This window comes from Klenkia sp. AC732 (assembly GCF_979256525.1).
Genome location: NZ_CEEDOS010000063.1, coordinates 1 through 16,910 on the forward strand (window position 1 = coordinate 1; position 16,910 = coordinate 16,910).

At 75.0% G+C, this 16,910-nt stretch carries 15 protein-coding genes and 1 tRNA gene; 7 read left to right on the forward strand and 9 right to left on the reverse strand.

From position 1 onward, the window contains the following. Positions 1-81 precede the first annotated feature (81 nt). Complete coding sequence (locus AC0IVP_RS20680) at positions 82-1,872, forward strand: acyl-CoA dehydrogenase (protein ID WP_471759049.1); 1,791 nt, start codon at positions 82-84, stop codon at positions 1,870-1,872. A 19-nt stretch (positions 1,873-1,891) separates the two neighbouring features. On the opposite strand, the gene AC0IVP_RS20685 is transcribed toward AC0IVP_RS20680, so the two are convergent. Further along, on the reverse strand, positions 1,892-2,062 hold the full coding sequence (locus AC0IVP_RS20685; RefSeq protein ID WP_200938684.1) for a hypothetical protein: 171 nt from the start codon (positions 2,060-2,062) through the stop codon (positions 1,892-1,894). Positions 2,063-2,288: 226 nt separating this feature from the next. On the opposite strand from AC0IVP_RS20685, the gene AC0IVP_RS20690 reads away from it, so the two are divergent. Together AC0IVP_RS20690 and AC0IVP_RS20695 are read left to right on the forward strand one after the other, a co-directional pair. Continuing rightward, positions 2,289-3,761: an MFS transporter gene (locus tag AC0IVP_RS20690; RefSeq protein ID WP_157518923.1), complete on the forward strand. Its 1,473-nt coding sequence runs from the start codon at positions 2,289-2,291 to the stop codon at positions 3,759-3,761. 76 nt (positions 3,762-3,837) lie between these two features. Further along, positions 3,838-4,857 (forward strand): YihY/virulence factor BrkB family protein, encoded by a 1,020-nt coding sequence (locus tag AC0IVP_RS20695; protein ID WP_471759051.1) that lies wholly within the window; start codon positions 3,838-3,840, stop codon positions 4,855-4,857. A gap of 6 nt (positions 4,858-4,863) precedes the next feature. Here AC0IVP_RS20695 and AC0IVP_RS20700 read toward each other — a convergent pair whose 3' ends face one another. From AC0IVP_RS20700 to AC0IVP_RS20715, 4 genes are all read right to left on the reverse strand, one after another. Next, the gene (locus AC0IVP_RS20700; protein WP_056289628.1) at positions 4,864-5,637 is read right to left on the reverse strand and encodes a ferric reductase-like transmembrane domain-containing protein; all 774 of its coding nucleotides are present in this window, start codon (positions 5,635-5,637) and stop codon (positions 4,864-4,866) included. After that, positions 5,610-6,347 (reverse strand): enoyl-CoA hydratase/isomerase family protein, encoded by a 738-nt coding sequence (locus AC0IVP_RS20705; RefSeq protein WP_471759053.1) that lies wholly within the window; start codon positions 6,345-6,347, stop codon positions 5,610-5,612. The genes AC0IVP_RS20700 and AC0IVP_RS20705 overlap by 28 nt, the downstream gene beginning before the upstream one ends. An 82-nt stretch (positions 6,348-6,429) precedes the next feature. Then, positions 6,430-7,992, reverse strand: coding sequence for an MDR family MFS transporter (locus AC0IVP_RS20710; RefSeq protein ID WP_471759055.1), 1,563 nt, complete (start codon positions 7,990-7,992; stop codon positions 6,430-6,432). Positions 7,993-8,038: 46 nt separating this feature from the next. Beyond that, positions 8,039-8,641: an acyl-CoA-like ligand-binding transcription factor gene (locus AC0IVP_RS20715; RefSeq protein WP_471759057.1), complete on the reverse strand. Its 603-nt coding sequence runs from the start codon at positions 8,639-8,641 to the stop codon at positions 8,039-8,041. A gap of 144 nt (positions 8,642-8,785) precedes the next feature. Between AC0IVP_RS20715 and AC0IVP_RS20720 the strand changes: the two genes are divergently transcribed. Together AC0IVP_RS20720 and AC0IVP_RS20725 are read left to right on the forward strand one after the other, a co-directional pair. Continuing rightward, on the forward strand, positions 8,786-9,454 hold the full coding sequence (locus AC0IVP_RS20720) for an IclR family transcriptional regulator (protein WP_235564426.1): 669 nt from the start codon (positions 8,786-8,788) through the stop codon (positions 9,452-9,454). 62 nt (positions 9,455-9,516) lie between these two features. Continuing rightward, positions 9,517-10,542: a Rossmann-fold NAD(P)-binding domain-containing protein gene (locus AC0IVP_RS20725; protein WP_471759059.1), complete on the forward strand. Its 1,026-nt coding sequence runs from the start codon at positions 9,517-9,519 to the stop codon at positions 10,540-10,542. On the opposite strand, the gene AC0IVP_RS20730 is transcribed toward AC0IVP_RS20725, so the two are convergent. Then, positions 10,508-11,437, reverse strand: coding sequence for a DUF5996 family protein (locus AC0IVP_RS20730; RefSeq protein WP_056289643.1), 930 nt, complete (start codon positions 11,435-11,437; stop codon positions 10,508-10,510). The genes AC0IVP_RS20725 and AC0IVP_RS20730 overlap by 35 nt on opposite strands. Positions 11,438-11,497: 60 nt before the next feature. Here AC0IVP_RS20730 and AC0IVP_RS20735 point away from each other — a divergent pair, with 60 nt between their 5' ends. Beyond that, positions 11,498-11,758, forward strand: a complete 261-nt coding sequence (locus AC0IVP_RS20735) for a hypothetical protein (RefSeq protein WP_471759061.1) — start codon at positions 11,498-11,500, stop codon at positions 11,756-11,758. Here the strand turns inward: AC0IVP_RS20735 and AC0IVP_RS20740 are convergent. The 3 genes from AC0IVP_RS20740 to AC0IVP_RS20750 form a co-directional block, all read right to left on the reverse strand. Next, positions 11,700-12,890: an FAD-dependent oxidoreductase gene (locus tag AC0IVP_RS20740; protein ID WP_471759063.1), complete on the reverse strand. Its 1,191-nt coding sequence runs from the start codon at positions 12,888-12,890 to the stop codon at positions 11,700-11,702. The genes AC0IVP_RS20735 and AC0IVP_RS20740 overlap by 59 nt on opposite strands. A 38-nt stretch (positions 12,891-12,928) precedes the next feature. Beyond that, positions 12,929-15,598, reverse strand: a complete 2,670-nt coding sequence (locus AC0IVP_RS20745) for a putative bifunctional diguanylate cyclase/phosphodiesterase (RefSeq protein ID WP_471759065.1) — start codon at positions 15,596-15,598, stop codon at positions 12,929-12,931. 115 nt (positions 15,599-15,713) lie between these two features. Further along, positions 15,714-15,786, reverse strand: a tRNA-Lys gene (locus AC0IVP_RS20750). Positions 15,787-15,967: 181 nt separating this feature from the next. Between AC0IVP_RS20750 and AC0IVP_RS20755 the strand changes: the two genes are divergently transcribed. Further along, a complete protein-coding gene (locus tag AC0IVP_RS20755) occupies positions 15,968-16,846 on the forward strand; it encodes a glycosyltransferase family 2 protein (protein WP_056289654.1) in 879 nt (292 codons plus the stop codon). Positions 16,847-16,910: the final 64 nt, after the last annotated feature.

Sequence of the window (16,910 nt, forward strand, 5' to 3'; positions counted from 1 at the left end):
GCGGTGGGCGGGGCACGAGCGGGGGCCGGGGACACCGGCCTAACCTCGGGGCACCGCTGACACCGTCGTCTGGAGGAGCCCGTGCGCTCGTCGTTGGTCCTGTCCCGCCGTGACCTGGACTTCCTGCTGCACGAGTGGCTGCAGGTGGAGACCCTGACCGAGCGCGAGCGGTTCGCCGCGCACGACCGGGACACCTTCGACGCGGTGATCGACCTGGCCGCCCAGATCGCCACCGAGCACTTCGCCCCGCACAACCGCACGGCCGACGAGAACGAGCCGCACGTCGTGGACGGCAAGGTGGTGCTGGTCCCCGAGGTGGCCGCTGCCCTCAAGGTGTTCGGCGAGGCCGGGCTGACCGCGGGCACGCTGCCGGAGTCTCTCGGCGGCATGCAGCTGCCCCAGGTGGTCAGCAAGGCGATGACGACGTGGTTCCAGGCCGCCAACATCGGCAGCTCGGCCTACCCGTTCCTCACCGTGGCCAACGCGCACCTGCTGATCGCGCACGGCAGCCCGGAGCAGATCGAGACCTACGTCCGGCCGATGGCCGAGGGCCGCTGGTTCGGCACGATGGCGCTGTCCGAGCCGCAAGCCGGTTCCTCGCTGGCCGACATCACCACGAAGGCCGTGCTCCAGGACGACGGCTCGTACCGGCTGACCGGCACCAAGATGTGGATCTCCGGCGGGGACCACGAGCTCAGCGAGAACATCGTGCACCTGGTGCTGGCCAAGGTCCCGGGCGGTCCGGCCGGGGTGAAGGGCATCTCGCTCTTCGTCGTCCCCAAGTCCCTGCCCGAGGGCGACGGCATCGGGGAGCGCAACGACGTCGTGCTCGCCGGGCTGAACCACAAGATGGGCTACCGCGGGACGACGAACGCCCTGCTGTCCTTCGGCGAGGGCGTGCACACCCCGGGCGGGCGGCCCGGCGCGGTGGGCTGGCTGGTGGGCCAGGAGAACCGCGGCCTGGCGGCGATGTTCCACATGATGAACGAGGCCCGGGTCGGGGTCGGGCTGGGCGCGACGGCGCTGGGCTACACCGGCTACCTGCACGCGGTGGAGTACGCCAAGACCAGGACACAGGGGCGCCCGCCCGCCGGGAAGGACCCGGCCGCTCCCCCGGTCCCGATCATCGAGCACAGCGACGTCCGGCGGATGCTGCTGGCCGCCAAGAGCTACGTCGAGGGCGGACTGGCGCTGGGCCTGTACTGCGCGCTGCTGGTCGACGAGGAGGAGACCGCGGAGACCGACGCCGAGCGGGCCCGGGCGCACACCCTGCTGGAGGTGCTGACGCCGATCGCGAAGAGCTGGCCCTCCCAGTGGGGCCTCGCCGCCAACGACCTGGCGATCCAGGTGCACGGCGGCTACGGCTACACCCGGGACTTCCCGGTCGAGCAGTTCTACCGGGACAACCGGCTCAACCCGATCCACGAGGGCACCGTGGGCATCCAGGGGCTGGACCTGCTGGGCCGCAAGGTCGTGGCCGGCGGCGGCGAGGGGCTGCGGGTGCTGGCCGAGACGATCGCGGCGACGACGGCCCGGGCGGCCGGCACCGAGTGGGCCTCGTTCGCCACGGAGGTCGACACCGCGGTGGCCCGGGTCGCCGAGGTGACGGCGACCCTGTGGTCGGCCGGCGACCCCGACGTCACGCTGGCCAACGCCACGGTCTACCTGGAGGCGGTCGGCCACGTCGTCGTCGCCTGGCTCTGGCTGGAGCAGGTGCTGGCCGTGGGCGCGAGCACCGGGGAGTTCTACGAGGGCAAGCGGGCCGCGGCCCGGTACTTCCAGCGCTACGAGCTGCCCCGGACCGGACCGCAGCTGGACCTGCTGGCCAGCCTGGACCGGACGACGCTGGACGCGCAGCCCGGCTGGTTCTGAGCCCCGGGGCCCGGAGGCTCTAGGCGTTCGCGGTGGCGCGGGCCTGCTCGGGGGCCGCGTGCCGGGAGCGGGGGGCGGCAGCCGCCCGCTTCTCCTGCTCGTAGCGCGCCGTCGAGTGGGTCCCCATCGCGATCACGAGGGCGGTCAACAGCAGGAACCCCACCAGGGTCACGGCCGGCCACAGCACCATCGGGTTCGTCTCCCAGAGTCGTCCAACAGCTCCCGGCACCGCCGGCAGCACTTCGTCACAGACGTTGTTGCCCCCGTCTTCGGCAGTCGAACCACCCTGATCGAGGGAAGTCCGGTGAACACCGTGTGACGCCGCTCCCAACGAGGGGGCCCCGCGCGGTCACCCGGCCGTGGTGTCATGACGGGTGAGTGGTGCAACCACCCGCTCGTCGAACCCTGGAGGTCCCGTGCGCACCCGCACCCCTGCCGTCGGGCTGCTGGTCTTCACGCTGGCCCTCGGCGTCACCACGCTCTCGCTGCTGCAGTCCCTCGTCGTCCCGATGCTGCCGGTGATCGCCGAGCAGCTCGGCGTCGACGCCGGGGCGGCCGGCTGGGTGCTGACGGCGAACCTGCTCGCGGCCGCCGTCCTCACCCCGGTCATCGGCCGGCTCGGGGACACCCTCGGTGAGCGTCGGGTGGTGCTCGGCGTCCTCGCGGTCATCACCGCGGGCACGCTGCTCGCCGTCCTGACGACGTCGCTGCCGCTGCTGCTCGTGGCCCGGGTGCTGCAGGGCGCCTCCTACGGGCTGTTCCCGTTGTCGATCTCGATCCTGCGCCGGGAGCTGCCCGCGGGGCGGCTGACCGTGGCGATGTCGATCGTGTCCAGCACGCTGGCCGTCGGCGGGGTGATCGGCCTGGTCGTCACCGGCCTGCTGACGTCGGAGGGCGGGGACTACCACCACCCGTTCTGGCTGGGCCTGGGCATCTCGGTGGCCGCGTTCGCACTGGCCTGGTGGGTGCTGCCCGCGCGGGCGGCCAGTGCGACCGGGGGCGTGGACTGGTGGGGCGCACTGGTGCTGGGCGTCGGGCTGGTCCTGCTGCTCCTGCCGCTGTCCCAGGGGCACACCTGGGGCTGGGGCGACGTGAAGACCGTCGGCTGCCTGGTCGGCGCGGTGGTGGTGCTGACCGGCTGGGTCTTCCTGCTGCGCGGTCGGACCCACCCGCTGGTCCGGCCCGGCCTGCTGGCCGACCGCCGGATGCTGGTCCCCAACACCGCCGGCCTGATGACCGGCTTCGGGCTCTTCGCCTCCTTCCTCGCCGTCACCCAGTTCGTGCAGGTGCCGGCGGCGGCCGGCTACGGGTTCGGCGCCAGCACGCTGGAGGCCGCCGTGGTCTACCTGCTCCCCGGCGGCATCGCCGGGGTGGTGCTGGCGCCCTTCGCCGGCCAGGTGGTGGCCCGGATCGGCGGGCAGACGACGCTGCTCATCGGGGCGGCGTCCGGGCTGGTCGGGTTCGTGCTGTTCGCCGTCGCCCGGTCGGAGCCCTGGGTGGTGGTCGTCGTCGGCCTGCTCACCCAGCTCGCCGTCACCGTGGCCTTCGCCGCGCTGCCGGCACTGGTCGTGCAGGCGGTGGAGCCGGCGGAGACCGGCGTCGCCAACGGGGTCAACTCGATCACCCGGTCGGTCGGCAGTGCGCTGGCCAGCGCGCTGATCATCACCGTCGTCGCCGGGTCCGCCGACGCGACGGGGCTGCCCAGCAGCGGGTCGTTCACGATCGTCGCCCTGCTGGGTGCGGGCAGTGCGCTGGTCACGGCCGCGGTCGCCACCTGGGGCATCCTCGGCGAGCGCCGCCGGGGCGGACGGCGTCCCGACGAGCTGGCCGAGGTCGAGCAGGCCACCGCGTGCGCGGGCGAGTGGTCGCCGGTGTCCGGCATCCGCTGAGGGGTTGGACGGCCGCGCGGCGGGCATGCACCGCCGGACGGGAGACCACCGTCCCGCGGCGACGCCGGGAGCCACGATGTCCAGCAGCACCAGCAGCACCCCCGAGCACCGGGACACCGTCCCGCAGGACGACCGCATCAGCGACGGCGGACGGGCCGACCACGCGCCCCGCGGCGCGGGCGGGAAGGCCACCACGGGCGGGACGTTCAAGCGGCTCGTCAGCGAGGTCAGCGAGGACAACCTCACTGACTGGGCCGCCTCGCTCACCTACTACTTCGTGCTGGCCATGTTCCCGGCGCTCATCGCGCTGGTCTCGATCGTCGGCCTCGTGTTCGACCCGCAGCAGGTCACCGACGCGCTGACCCAGGTCCTGGACCAGGTGGCGCCGGGGACGGCGGCGGACACCTTCAGCGGCGTCATCGAGCAGGTCGCCGGCAGCACCTCCACCGCCGGCATCGGCCTGGTCGTCGGCCTGGCCGGTGCGCTGTGGTCGGCGTCGGGCTACGTCGGGGCGTTCACCCGGGCGGCCAACGTCATCTGGGAGACCCCCGAGGGGCGCAAGTTCTACGTCCTCAAGCCGCTGCAGCTGCTGGTCACCCTGATCGGCATCCTCTTCGTGGTGCTCATCGCCCTGTCGGTGGTGGCCACCGGGCCGCTCACCGACGCCATCGGCAACGCCCTTGGCCTGGGCAGCACCGCGACCACCGTCTGGGACATCGCCAAGTGGCCGGTGATGGTGGTGATCGTCGCGATCATGATCGCGATCCTGTACTACCTGACGCCCAACGTCCGGCTGCGCGGGTTCCGCTGGGTGTCCCCCGGCGCCGCCTTCGCGCTGGTCGTGTGGATCGTCGCCTCGGCGCTGTTCGCCTTCTACGTGGCCAACTTCGGCAGCTACAACAAGACCTACGGCGCGCTGGCCGGCGTCGTGGTCTTCCTGGTCTGGCTGTGGATCACCAACCTGGTGCTGCTGGTCGGCCTGGAGCTGGACGCCGAGCGCGAGCGGACCATCGAGATGCGCGAGGGCGTGCCGCGCGCGGACAAGGAGATCCAGCTCGACGCCCGCGCCGAGCCCAAGGAGCAGAAGACGACCTGAGGCCGCTCAGCCCGCCAGGCCCGGCTGCACCGCCAGCAGGACGACGAGCAGCAGCGCGAGGGACGCCGTCAGCACGCCCAGCACGGCGGCGTCCCGCAGTGCCCGCTGGCGTGGGGTGGTCTGCCGGGCCAGCGGGGACTCCACCCGCCGGTGCGGCGCCAGCAGCCGGACGGCGAAGAGCGCGAAGAGCGGCAGCTGGGCCACCCACACGGCGGTGCGCACCCAGCCCTCGGCACGCAGGTCACCGCCCAGGGCCAGGGCGTGGAACAGGCCCAGCACGTAGGTCAGTGCGGCGGCCTGGTGGGCCAGCAGCCAGGCCCGCCGCGGCACCCGGGACCGCAGGTACCAGCTGGGGCCCAGCAGGACGGCGAGGTAGAACGCCAGGATGCCGGCCGACCAGCCCAGCCGGCCGACCTCGGCGGTCTGCGGCACGAAGGACACCAGCCACGACCCGCCGCGCAGGCCCACCACCGACGCGACTGCGTGCACCAGCGTCAGCGCCAGGACGGCCAGGCTGAGCTGGCGGTGCACCGCGACCAGGGTGGTCCGTCGTCCCGGCACGGCCGGACGGCGGGACCCGGCGACCAGCCCGAGCACCAGGCCGGCGTAGGACCAGACCAGTGCCGCGATCCCGGACCCCAGCAGCAGCTGGTGGGCGGCCCCGCCCTCCCCCGGCCGGGCCGGCAGCGCGAGGGCCAGCCCGACCGCGGCGAGGGTGACGAGCAGGGCGTGGGCGACCCCGGCGAGCCGGTTCAGCCGGCGGAGCGGCGCATCGACCACATCTGGGCCGGCCGCTCGAACTGGGTGGCGACCTCCCAGCTGACGTGCGGCGGGCCGGTCTCCTTGCGGAAGTTGCCCACCGCGACCCGGGCGAGCTCGGGGTCGGCGGCGACCCGGGCGGCCAGCTCGCGGGCGCGGGGCTCGACGTCCTCGGGGTCGACGGCGGCCCAGGCCATCCCGAGCTCGGCGGCGCGGGCGCCGCTGACCTCCTCTCCGAACAGCGCCATGGCCGCGGCGGCCTCCCGGCCGATCAGCCGGGACAGGATGACGAAGTGCCCGCCGCCGGGGTGCAGGCCGCGCTTGAGGAAGCCGCACAGCAGCCGGGCGTCGGTGGCCACGATCCGCAGGTCGGCGGCCAGGAGCATGTTCATCCCGGCGCCCACGGCCGAGCCGCGGACGGCGGCGATGGTGGGCACCTGGACCTGGCCCAGCCGGTAGAACGAGTCGTAAATGGCGCCCATGCCGGCGTAGGCGTCGGGGGCGGCGGGGTCCTTGCCGGCGTCCAGCAGGGTCTGCACGTCACCGCCGGCGCAGAAGCTCTTCCCGACCGCGGTGAGCACCAGCGCGCCGACGTCGCTGCGGCCGTCGACCTCGTCGAACACGGCGATCAGCTCGGCGGCCATGGCCGGGGTGAGCGCATTGCGGCGGTCGGGGGCGTTCAGCGTGACGACGGCGACGCCGTCGGCCACCTCGAGCAGGACCTCGGACATGCATCTCCTCAGACGTGGCACGGGGGCCCGGCGACTCTGCCGGACCCCCGTGATCAGACCACGCCCGCCGGGGGGCGGCCGCTCAAGAGGCGGCGCGCTCCTCCTCCAGCCGCTGCGCGCCGGTGGTGGTCTTCAGCGGCTTCTCCTTGACGAAGAGCACGACCAGCAGGGCGAGGGCGGCCAGCGGGGTGGCGATGAGGAACAGCTCGGCGGTGGCGTCGCCGTAGGCGGTCTGCACGACCGTCTGCACCTCGGGCGGCAGCGTCGAGACGTCGGGGACGGCGGCCTCGCCGGACCCGCCGCCACCGAGGGCGCCCAGGTCGGAGCTGACCCGGGCGGCGAGGACCGCACCGAGCACGCTGACCCCGATGGTGCCGCCCAGGCTGCGGAAGAAGGACAGCACCGAGGTGGCCGAGCCCAGCTGCGCGGCCGGGACGTCGTTCTGCGCGGCGAGCACCAGGTTCTGCATGAGCATGCCGACGCCGGTTCCCATGACCAGCATGTAGACCCCGATGAGGACGATCGAGGTGTCCGCGCCGATGGTGGCCAGCAGGCCGAACCCGACTGTCATCAGCGCGGCGCCGGTGACCAGGTAGCGCTTCCAGAGCCCGGTGCGGGTGATCAGCTGGCCGGCGACGGTGGAGGACACCAGCAGGCCGGCGATCATCGGCAGCGACAGCAGCCCGGCGGCGGTCGGCGAGTAGCCCAGCGACACCTGGAAGTACTGGCTCAGGAACACCGTCCCGCCGAAGAGCGCGATGCCGACCAGGGCGCTGGCGACGACGGTCATTGCGACGGTGCGGTTGCGGAAGATCGTCAACGGCACGACCGGGTCGGCGACCCGGGACTCCACCCACACGGCCAGGCCGAGGACGGCGAGGCCGCCCAGCACCAGCAGCGCGCTGGGCGCGGAGACCCACTCGTAGCTGTTGCCGGCCAGGGTCACCCAGATCAGCAGCATGGAGACGCCGGCGGTGATCAGCAGGGCGCCGGACCAGTCCACCCGGGCCCCGGTCCGCTTGACCTGGGTGAGCTTGAGCGTCTTCTGCAGCAGCACGATGGCCAGCAGCGCGAACGGCACGCCGATGAAGAAGCACCAGCGCCAGCCCAGCCACGAGGTGTCGACCAGCACGCCGCCGATCAGCGGCCCTGCGACGGTGCCCACGGCGAAGACGGCACCGAAGATGCCGGCGTACCGGCCCAGCTCGCGCGGCGGGATCATCGCGGCCATCACGATCTGCACCAGCGCGGTCAGGCCGCCGGCGCCGATGCCCTGCACCACGCGGGCGGCGATGAGCATGGTGGTGTCCTGGGCGAACCCGGAGGCCAGCGAGCCGACGACGAACAGGCCCAGCGAGGACTGCACCAGCAGCTTCTGGCTGAACAGGTCGGCGAGCTTGCCCCACAGCGGGACGGTCGTCGTCATCGCCAGCAGCTCGGCGGTGACCACCCAGGTGTAGACGGACTGGCTGCCGCCGAGGTCGCTGATGATCGTGGGCAGCGCGTTGGACACGACGGTCCCGGCGAGGATCGCCACGAAGACGCCCATCATCAGGCCGGACAGGGCCTGCAGCACCTGGCGCCGGTCCATCACCGCCCGGGTGCTGACCGCGGTCCCCGCGGCGGGGTCCTGGGTGGTGGTCACGGTGTGGTGCCTTCCTTCTCTGGTTCTCGGGTGTGCGGGGTCGGGGTCAAGGGGTGGGCAGGCCGGCGGCCACGGCGTCCAGCGCCTCGTCCAGCACGACCGCCAGCGGGACGTCGGTGGTGGCGTGCCAGCGCATGACGGCGACCCGGGAGACGGCGCTCAGCACGGCGGCGACGAGGCCGGGGTACAGGTCGGTGGCCGGGTCGGTGCCGGTGCGGGCGGCGACGGCGGCGGCCACCGAGCGCTCGTCGGTGGCCGACAGCTCGACCAGGCGGGGCAGCAGCGCCGGGGTGGCCGCGATGACGGCGAACCGGGCGCGCCAGGTGTGGGCGTCGGCCTCGAAGCGCTCGAGCTCGACCCGCAGGGCCACCCGGACCGCCTCGAGCACCGGCAGGGCCGGGTCCACCTCGGCCAGCCGTGCGGCCAGCCCGGGACGGCCGGCGCCGTCGGGCTGCAGCAGGGCCTCCTCCTTGGAGGCGAAGTGGTTGAAGAACGTCCGGTAGGAGACGTCCGCGGCGGTGGTGACGTCCTCGACGGTCACGTGGTCGAAGCCGCGCTCGACCGACAGGCGCAGCACCGCGGCGGCCAGGGCGGCCCGGGTGTCGGCCTTCTTGCGCTCGCGCAGCCCCGTCGTCGTCACGGAGGACATCAGACTCCTTCGCTGCACAGTGTGCAACGTTGCTCGCTGTGCAACGGCTCACCGTGATGCCGGTCACCCCTGTCGGGCCGTGCGGGTGGTTCGATCTCCGGACGGGCTGTGCGCGGAGGGAGACAGGTGGTCGAGGAGAGCGGGGTGCCGGCGTCCCAGACGCTGGACCGGGGGATCCGGGTGCTCGAGCACCTGGCGGCGACCCGGGAGCCGCAGACGATCGCGACCGTCGCCGCCGCCGTGGGGGTGCACCGGTCGATCGCCTACCGCTTGCTGCGCACCCTGGAGGCCCACCGGCTCGTCGAGCGCGACGCCGACGGCGGCTACGGGGTCGGGCTGGGCGTCGTCGGCCTGTCCCGCTCGGTCCGGCGCACCCTGCAGGCCGCGTCGACCCCCGAGCTCGCCCGGCTGGTCCAGGAGCTGGGCATGACCGCGTTCCTCGTCGTCCGGGACGGCGCCGAGGCGGTGACGGTGAACGCCGTCGAACCCCGGGACAGCCCGGCGCACGTGGCCTTCCGGCCCGGCAACCGGCACCCGGTGGAGCTCGGGGCGACCGGGCTGGCGCTGCTCGTGCCCGAGGAGCCCGCGCCCGGTGACCGGCCCGAGCTGGTGGAGGCCCGGCGCCGCGGCTTCGCGTCGTCGCTGGGCGAGGTGATCCCCGGGATGCGGGCGGTCGCCGCGCCCGTGCGGCACCCCGACGGCTCGACCGCCGGCGCACTCGCGGTGATCTTCGTCGACCAGACCGTCGACGACACCGTCGTGGGCGCCGCGGTGGTCACCGCCGCCGACCGGGTCTCCGCCGTCCTGGGCTGACGCGCGCGGTTCGACCTCCCGAGGCCGGGTAGGCGCCGGGGACGTCGACGAGGGGAATCACCGTGCGCTTGCTGGTCCTGGGTGGCGGGGGGTTCCTCGGCTACCACGCCGTGACGGCAGCCCTCGGCCACGGCCACGAGGTGACCGTGCTCAGCCGTTCCGGGGACTCGGTCGTGGAGGGCGCCGTCGCGCTCACCGGCGACCGGGAGGGCGACCTGTCCGCCCTGGAGACCGGCACCTGGGACGCGGTGCTGGACACCTACACCGACACCGACCTGGGGACGCCGGCCGTGCGCCGGACCGCCGAGCTGCTCTCGGGCCGCGTCGGGGTCTACGGCTACGTGTCCGGGATGAGCGTCTACGCCCCGTCCGGCCCCGCCGTCCCGGCCGAGGACGCCCCGGTCCGCGCGGCCGGCACCGAGCCGGCCGACGACCCGCTGCAGGAGCGGTCGCTGGCCAAGCTGGGCGCCGAGCAGGTGCTCGACGAGGCCTTCGACGGCCCGGTGTTCCTGCCCCGCGTCGGCATCATGGTGGGCCCGCGGGACCCCTCGGACCGGTTCTCCTACTGGCCGCTGCGGCTGGCCCGGGCGCACGCCGGCACCCGGGAGGGGCCGGTGCTGGTGCCCGGCGACCCCGGCCGGCCGGTGCAGTACAGCGACGCCCGCGACGTCGCCGACTGGGCCGTGCGGGTGCTCGACCGGGGCGGCAGCGGGACCTACAACGCCGTCGGCCCCGGCCGGACCGAGACCCTCGGGGACGTGCTGGACGCCTGCCAGGTGGCCGCCGGCGCCGAGCCCGGCGACGTCGAGCTGGTCTGGGTCGGTGAGGACTGGCTGCGCGACCAGGTCGCCGACCTGCCCGAGGAGCGCCGGCCGCTGTGGTTCCCCGAGGACCAGATCCCGCAGGAGGCGGTGGACAGCTCGGCCGCCCTCGCGGCCGGCCTGTCCTTCCGCCCGGTGCTGGAGACCGCGCGGGACACCCTGGCCTGGTCGTGGGACCACGCGCTCGCGGACGGCCTCGCCGCCGGGCTGACGGCCGACCGCGAGCGCAGCCTCATCGAGGGCTGGCGGGCCCGGTCGGGTCGCTGACCCCGCCGGCACAGGCCAGCCCGGGCACGTCCCAGCCGGCCCGGGTCGCACCCGCGGTGTAGGCCGCCTCGTAGAACGCCAGCACCGCGGCACGCGGGTCGTCGGCGGCCCGGGCGACGTCGTAGGGCAGCACCGCGAGGTGGCTGCCGCCGCGGGCCAGCCAGGTCGCGCCCTCGGGCAGCGGGTCCTGCTCCAGGCCCGCGGGCTCGGGTGCGGTGTAGGAGTAGAACGCCGGGTCGGGGTGGCTGGGGTCGCCGAACCAGAAGCCGGAACTGACGACCTCCCGGCTGTAGGCCTCCCGGGTGACCGGGTCGGCGTCGGGCTGGGCGACGACACGGTCGGAGAAGCGGGTCAGGGCCAGGTCGAAGGTGTGCCAGAAGTGGTGCACCGGGCTGGTCTTGCCGGAGAACCCGCCGGCGAACTCCTCCAGCAGCAGGGAGACCTGGCTGAGCACCTGCCAGTACCGGGTGACCGCGACGGGGTCCCAGCTGGCGTGCTCGGTGTCGGCGGCGAAGGGGCGGGCGGCGTCGGGCAGGTCGAAGGGGCGCGCGTCGGCGACGTCGACGTCGATGCCGAGCTCGGCCAGCGCCCGGGTGAGGTCGGCGTGCACGTCGGCCACCGAGCGGCCCAGCAGGCTGGAGGACACCCGGCGTCCCTCGACGGTGCTGACGTCCAGCCTGTGGTCGAGGAGGTCCAGGTCGATGGTGAACGTCGGGTCCAGGCCCATCGGCCGGGTCGTGGTGCCGCGGCCGCTGACGTGCAGGGGCACGTTCCACCAGTGGTTGCGCCGCGGGCTGGCCAGCAACCGCACCCGGCCCACCAGCTGGGAGACGCGGTGCACGGTGGCCAGGGTGTCGGCCCAGCCGGCGTAGGGGATCGGGGGCAGGAGCTCCATGGGCCTGATCGTGTCGGTCGCGGCACCGCGCCGTCCAGCCTGCGCACTACCGTCGGGGCCATGACCGAGCCCAGCAGGCCCGCCTCCGAGGACCTCCCCGACCCGGCCACCGACGGGACCACCGACGAGGACGCTCCCCCGGCGCGCAAGTCCCCGGTGTGGTGGCTGGCCGTGCCGGCGCTGGTCGCCGGGAACGCCGGCTACCGGCTGCTGCAGGGCGACACCGGCGGCATCTGGCCGTGGGGCGAGGTCGTGATGCTGGTCATCGCACTGGCACTGCTGGCGTTCGTGCTGGTCGACCGGCGGCGCGTGCGCCGCTGACGGCATCGGGGAACGAGCGGTCCCCGAAGAGCACCCGCCGGGCCACCGCCCGGCCCGGTGGGGTGCGCAGCGCGGTGAAGGCGAGCTCGGTCAGCGCCGGTGACCCCAGCGCCGACAGCCCCCGCCGCATCGACAGCCGGCCGCGGAACGACCGGCGCAGGGCGGCGCCGTCGTAGTGGCGCAGCGGCTCCGACCGCCCGGTGCGCAGCGCCTCGTCCAGCACGGCGACGGCGTGGTCGGACAGCCGCAGGCACGGGTCCAGCCCGCCCGCGGTGAGCGGGGAGACCGCGCCGGCCGCGTCGCCCACCAGCAGTCCCTCCGCGCACCCGATCCGGCGCAGCAGTCCGCCCACCGGGATCGGGCCGCCCCGGCGCTCGACCTCGCCCGACCGGTGCCGCGGCAGCCCCGGTGCGGTGGCCGAGAAGCGGGTGAGGGCACCGCGCATGCCGTCGGGGAAGCGCTCGGCGTGACCGGCGACGCCGACGTGGGCGTGCCGGCCGTCGTCGACGACCCAGGCCAGGTAACCCGGGGCCAGCCGGGGGTCCAGCACGCAGTGGAACGTCGGGACGACGTCCCGGGCGGGCAGCGACCACACCTCCTCGGCACCCACCAGCAGCCGCTCGTTGCGGTCCAGGCTCAGCTCCCGGGCCACCCGGGACCGGGCGCCGTCGGCACCGACCAGGAAGCGGGCGCGCACCCGGGCCGGGCCGTCGGGTCCCTCGAGCCGGTGCACCCCGGCGTCGTCCCGGCCGACGTAGCGGGTGCCCAGGGTGAGCCGGACGCCGGCGCGGACCGCGGCGCGGGCGGCGGCGGCGTACAGCCCGGCCATGTCGCCGACCCGGTACTCGTCCCGGTCGCTGAGCAGCTCGACCGGTCCGCGGGTGCTGGGCGGGTAGAGCACCACCCGGCGGATCGGCGGGCCCAGGCAGTCGGCCGGCAGGTCGTAGTCGTCCAGGGTCTTGCGGACGAAGATCCCGGTCGTCCGGATGGCGCCGGCCAGCGAGGGCCGGCGGTCGACCAGCTGGACGTCGTGGCCCAGGCGGGCCAGTCCGGTGGCGGCGTGCAGGCCGGCCAGGCCCGCGCCCACCACCAGCACGTCCGTGGTGCGGGGCGGCGGTGTCGTCGGTGTCATGCAGCGATCATCGATGACCATCCATCGAAAGTCGATGGCTACACGCCGATGGTCGTGCCCTGCCGTCCGGCCAGCAGCATCGCGTGGGCGGCCTGGACCCCGAGCGGGCGGGCCAGCAGGTAGCCCTGCGCCAGGTCGCAGGAGTCGGCCTGCAGGCGGGCCAGCTGGGCGGGGTCCTCCACGCCCTCGGCGACGACGGTGAGACCGAAGGCGTGCGCGGACTGGATCATCAGCGCGACCAGGGTGCGGTGCGAGGGCTCGTCGCTGGCGATGAAGCTGCGGTCGATCTTCACCGTGTCCACCGGCATGTGCCGCAGCTGCCCGATCGAGGTGTAGCCGGTGCCGAAGTCGTCGATCGCGATGCCGACGCCCAGGTCCCGCAGGGCGGCCAGGTGGGCGTAGGCCGCCGGGTCGTCCACCAGCACGGTCTCGGTGATCTCCACGACCAGCAGCCCGGCCGGCAGGCCCGAGGCGGTGAGCGCGTCGACCACGTCGGTCACCACCCGGGAGTCCGACAGGTGCCGCCCGGAGATGTTGACCGCCACGGTGGGCTCCCCCGGCCGGACCGGGCCCGTGCCGGTGCGCCACTCGGCGAGCTGGCGGGTGGCCTCGTGCAGCACCCACCGGTCCAGCTGGCAGATCAACCGGGAGGCCTCCGCGGCGGCGATGAAGGCATCGGGCTGGACGACACCGTGGCCGGGACGGTCCCACCGGATGAGCGCCTCGTAGCCGATCAGCGCACCGGAGACCACGTCGCAGACGGGCTGGTAGTCCAGCCGCATCTCCCCCGCGGCCAGCCCGGCGGCGATGGCCGCCTGCAGCTCGGCACGCTCGACCAGCTGGGCCCGCAGCGCCTCGTCGAAGAGCTCGGCGCGGCCCCGGCCGTGGGCCTTGGCCCGGTAGACGGCGGCGTCGGCCTGGGCGAGCAGCGCGTCGCCGTCGGTCCCGGCGTCCCGGCTCACGGCGACGCCGATGCTGGCGCCGACCGCCATCGTCGCCCCGCCCACGGTGATCGGTGCGGAGACCGCCTCGATCAGCCGGGCGGACAGTTCCAGCAGCGCCTCCTCGCCGTCCACGGGCTCGAGCAGGACGACGAACTCGTCGCCCCCGAGGCGGCAGACGACGTCCCCGGAGCGGACGCCGTCGTGCAGCCGGCCGGCGACCGTGCGCAGGACGTGGTCGCCCGCCGCGTGGCCGAAGCCGTCGTTGACCGCCTTGAACCCGTCGAGGTCGACGAACAGCAGGCCGATGGCGGCGCCCGAGCGCTGGGCCCGGTGCAGGGCGGAGGTGAGCAGCCGGCGGGCCTGGGCGCGGTTGGGCAGCTCGGTCAGCGGGTCGTGCGCGGCCTGGTGGGCCAGCGCGGACTGCAGCTCCTCCCGCTCCCGGACCGAGGTGACGATCTGCTGGACCGAGGCGTGCACGACCTCGCCGAGCGGGCCGGGCAGCGGCTCGGCCAGCAGCGCGTGGTCCAGGTCGCCGGCGGCGACGGCCCCGGCCTGGTCCTGGATGCGCCGCAGGCTGGCGACGCTGGCCTGCAGGGCCGCCGACACGGTCCGCACCTCGCGGGGCCCGGACACCTCGACGTCGACGAGCGAGCCGCGGCTGACCTCCTGGGCGCGGTCGGCCAGGCGGCCCAGCGACCGGGAGACCGAGCGGCCCACCCAGACCAGGGCACCGGCCGAGACGGCCAGCAGGGCCGCACCGACCTGCAGCGTGGTGTCGCGGGCCCGGTCGGCCGCGGCCCGGTCGGCGCCGGCGGCGTCCACCGCGGTGCCGACGGCGGTGTCCAGCAGCGCGCCGAAGGCCACCGACCGCTCCGCGTTCTGGGTGACCAGGGTGAGCATCTGCAGCGCCACGAGCGGGGTGACCCCCGGGAGCAGCTGGCTCTCCAAGGCGTTGTCGATGCCGCGGACGGCGGTCAGCGCCGCGGTGTCCGCCCAGGCGGCGGCCAGGTCGGGGTCGGTGAGGTCGGCGAGGGCCTGGGCCGCCGAGCGGTAGTCCGCGCGGGCGGTGATCCAGGTGTCCTCACCGACCTGCTCGTCCAGGTCGGTCATGGTGCTCAGGAAGAGGGGGATCTCCCGGCTGGCGGCCTGGGAGGCGCGGGCGACCAGGGCCACGTCGGCGACGGCGGCACGGGTGTCGGCGGAGACGTCCTGCCGGCCGGCACCGGCGCCGGCGTCCTGCTGGTCGGCGCCGAGCTGGTCGGACAGCCGGAGGTAGCCCTCGTAGGTGGCCAGCACGTCGGCGAACACGACGGTGCCGGCGGCGCCGGGCGCACGCAGGGCCTCGAGGGCCGCTGCGGCCTGGCGGGCGGGTCCGGCCGCCGGCGAGTCCGCGGCGACGGCGTCGAGCGCGTCGTCGGTGGCCTGGCGGGTGGTCTCGACCGCGGCCTGGGCCTGCTGGCCGGCCATCGCGGCGAAGGCCGGCGTGAGGCCCAGTTCGGCCAGCGTCTCGGGGCTGGCCAGCACCGCGGTGGTCAGGACCGGGATGACCTCCTGCTCGATGCTGCTGCGGACCGTGTCCAGCAGGGCGACGGCGCGCACGGACTCCTCGGCCGCCGCGGCGGACCGGGAGTCGTGCACCGCGCCGGCCACCAGCACCCAGCCGAGGGCGAGCAGACCGAGCACGGGCACCAGGACGAGAGCGGTCAGGTGGACCGCCAGCGGGACCCCGCGGCGGGCCGCGGGCCGGGACAGGGGCGAGCGCATGTCCGGTACATCGGGCCCAGCGGGTCCGTAATTGAGCGGTGGCCGGACGAGACCCCCCGGTGGTGTCAGTCCCGGAGTCGTTCCGGTTCTGCTGACGGGCGCGACACCCGCGCGGTGGGCCCCGTGGGGATCGAACCCACAACCCGCGGATTAAAAGTCCGCTGCTCTGCCAGTTGAGCTAGAGGCCCTGCAGGGACGAGTCTCCCAGACCCCGGCGGCGTCACCCAGCGTCGTCACCCCAGGGCTGGGTCACCCGGTCGGGGGCGTGCACCGCCCGGTCAGGGGATGCCGTCGTCACGCTGCGCTGCCTACGGTCGCTGAGTCACCTGCAGTGACGCCCACCGACGCCGTCCGGACGGAGCACCACCTGTGTCCAGCGAGGACCTCGACGTCCCCCGACGGCCGACGACGACCGGCTCGGTGCTGCCCGCGGCCCCGGCGCTCGGCGCGGCGCGGCGGCTCGGGGGCGCGCGTCTGGCCGTCACCCGGCTCCTGCACGGGGTGCGGCACCGTCCGGCCCAGCGCCCCACCGCCCGACTGCTGGTGCTCGTCCCGGCCCACGACGACGAGGCCACCGTCGGGCGCACGCTGTCGGCGCTGCTGACCCAGAGCCGGGTGCCCGACCGGGTGGTGCTGCTCGCCGACCGCTGCACCGACCGCACGGAGGAGATCGCCCGCCGCCACCACGGGGTCACCGTCATGCGGGTCGTGGAGAACACCGGCGGCACCGCCGGTGCCCTGGACCAGGGCTGGCGTCGCTGGCAGGCCGGCCACGACCTGGTCGCCGTCGTCTCGGCCGACACCGTGCTCGCCCCGGACTGCCTGCAGCAGCTGGAGACCGAGCTGACCCGCACCGTCCGGCCCGGCGCCGTGGTCGCCCGCTACGCCGTGGACCTGCGGTTGGGCACCACGACGGCGGCCCGCCTGCTCCTGCGCGCCCGGCGGGGCGGCCCCGCCGCCTTCGCCGCGGCCGCCCTCGACCAGGACGACGTCACCCGCGTGCTGGGCGGCCAGACCGCCCTCTTCGACGCCGACGCCCTCCGCCGGGTCGCCGCGAGCCGCGCGACCCGCGGCCCGTGGGACCCGGGGGCCGTGCACGCCGGCGCGGCACTGGTCCGCGCGCTGCGCGGGCTGGGCCGGGAGACCGTCGTCTCCACCGCGGCCCGGGCGCACGCCGGACCGGTCCTCACCGTGCAGCGCCTCCGGGACCGCTCGCGGGCCACGGCCGCCGCGCCCCAGCACCCCTGACCCCGGGCTCCCGGTCCCCCACCGGGAGCCCCTCCCCGCCCGCCCGCACCGCGCGGGGGAGGCG

Excerpts from the sequence above, each read along its gene's own strand:
- AC0IVP_RS20685 (WP_200938684.1), bottom strand. The coding sequence starts at position 2,062 with ATGGTGCTGTGGCCGGCCGTGACCCTGGTGGGGTTCCTGCTGTTGACC.
- AC0IVP_RS20695 (WP_471759051.1), top strand. The coding sequence starts at position 3,838 with ATGTCCAGCAGCACCAGCAGCACCCCCGAGCACCGGGACACCGTCCCG.
- AC0IVP_RS20705 (WP_471759053.1), bottom strand. The coding sequence starts at position 6,347 with ATGTCCGAGGTCCTGCTCGAGGTGGCCGACGGCGTCGCCGTCGTCACG.
- AC0IVP_RS20715 (WP_471759057.1), bottom strand. The coding sequence starts at position 8,641 with ATGTCCTCCGTGACGACGACGGGGCTGCGCGAGCGCAAGAAGGCCGAC.
- AC0IVP_RS20730 (WP_056289643.1), bottom strand. The coding sequence starts at position 11,437 with ATGGAGCTCCTGCCCCCGATCCCCTACGCCGGCTGGGCCGACACCCTG.
- AC0IVP_RS20735 (WP_471759061.1), top strand. The coding sequence starts at position 11,498 with ATGACCGAGCCCAGCAGGCCCGCCTCCGAGGACCTCCCCGACCCGGCC.
- AC0IVP_RS20740 (WP_471759063.1), bottom strand. The coding sequence starts at position 12,890 with ATGACACCGACGACACCGCCGCCCCGCACCACGGACGTGCTGGTGGTG.
- AC0IVP_RS20745 (WP_471759065.1), bottom strand. The coding sequence starts at position 15,598 with ATGCGCTCGCCCCTGTCCCGGCCCGCGGCCCGCCGCGGGGTCCCGCTG.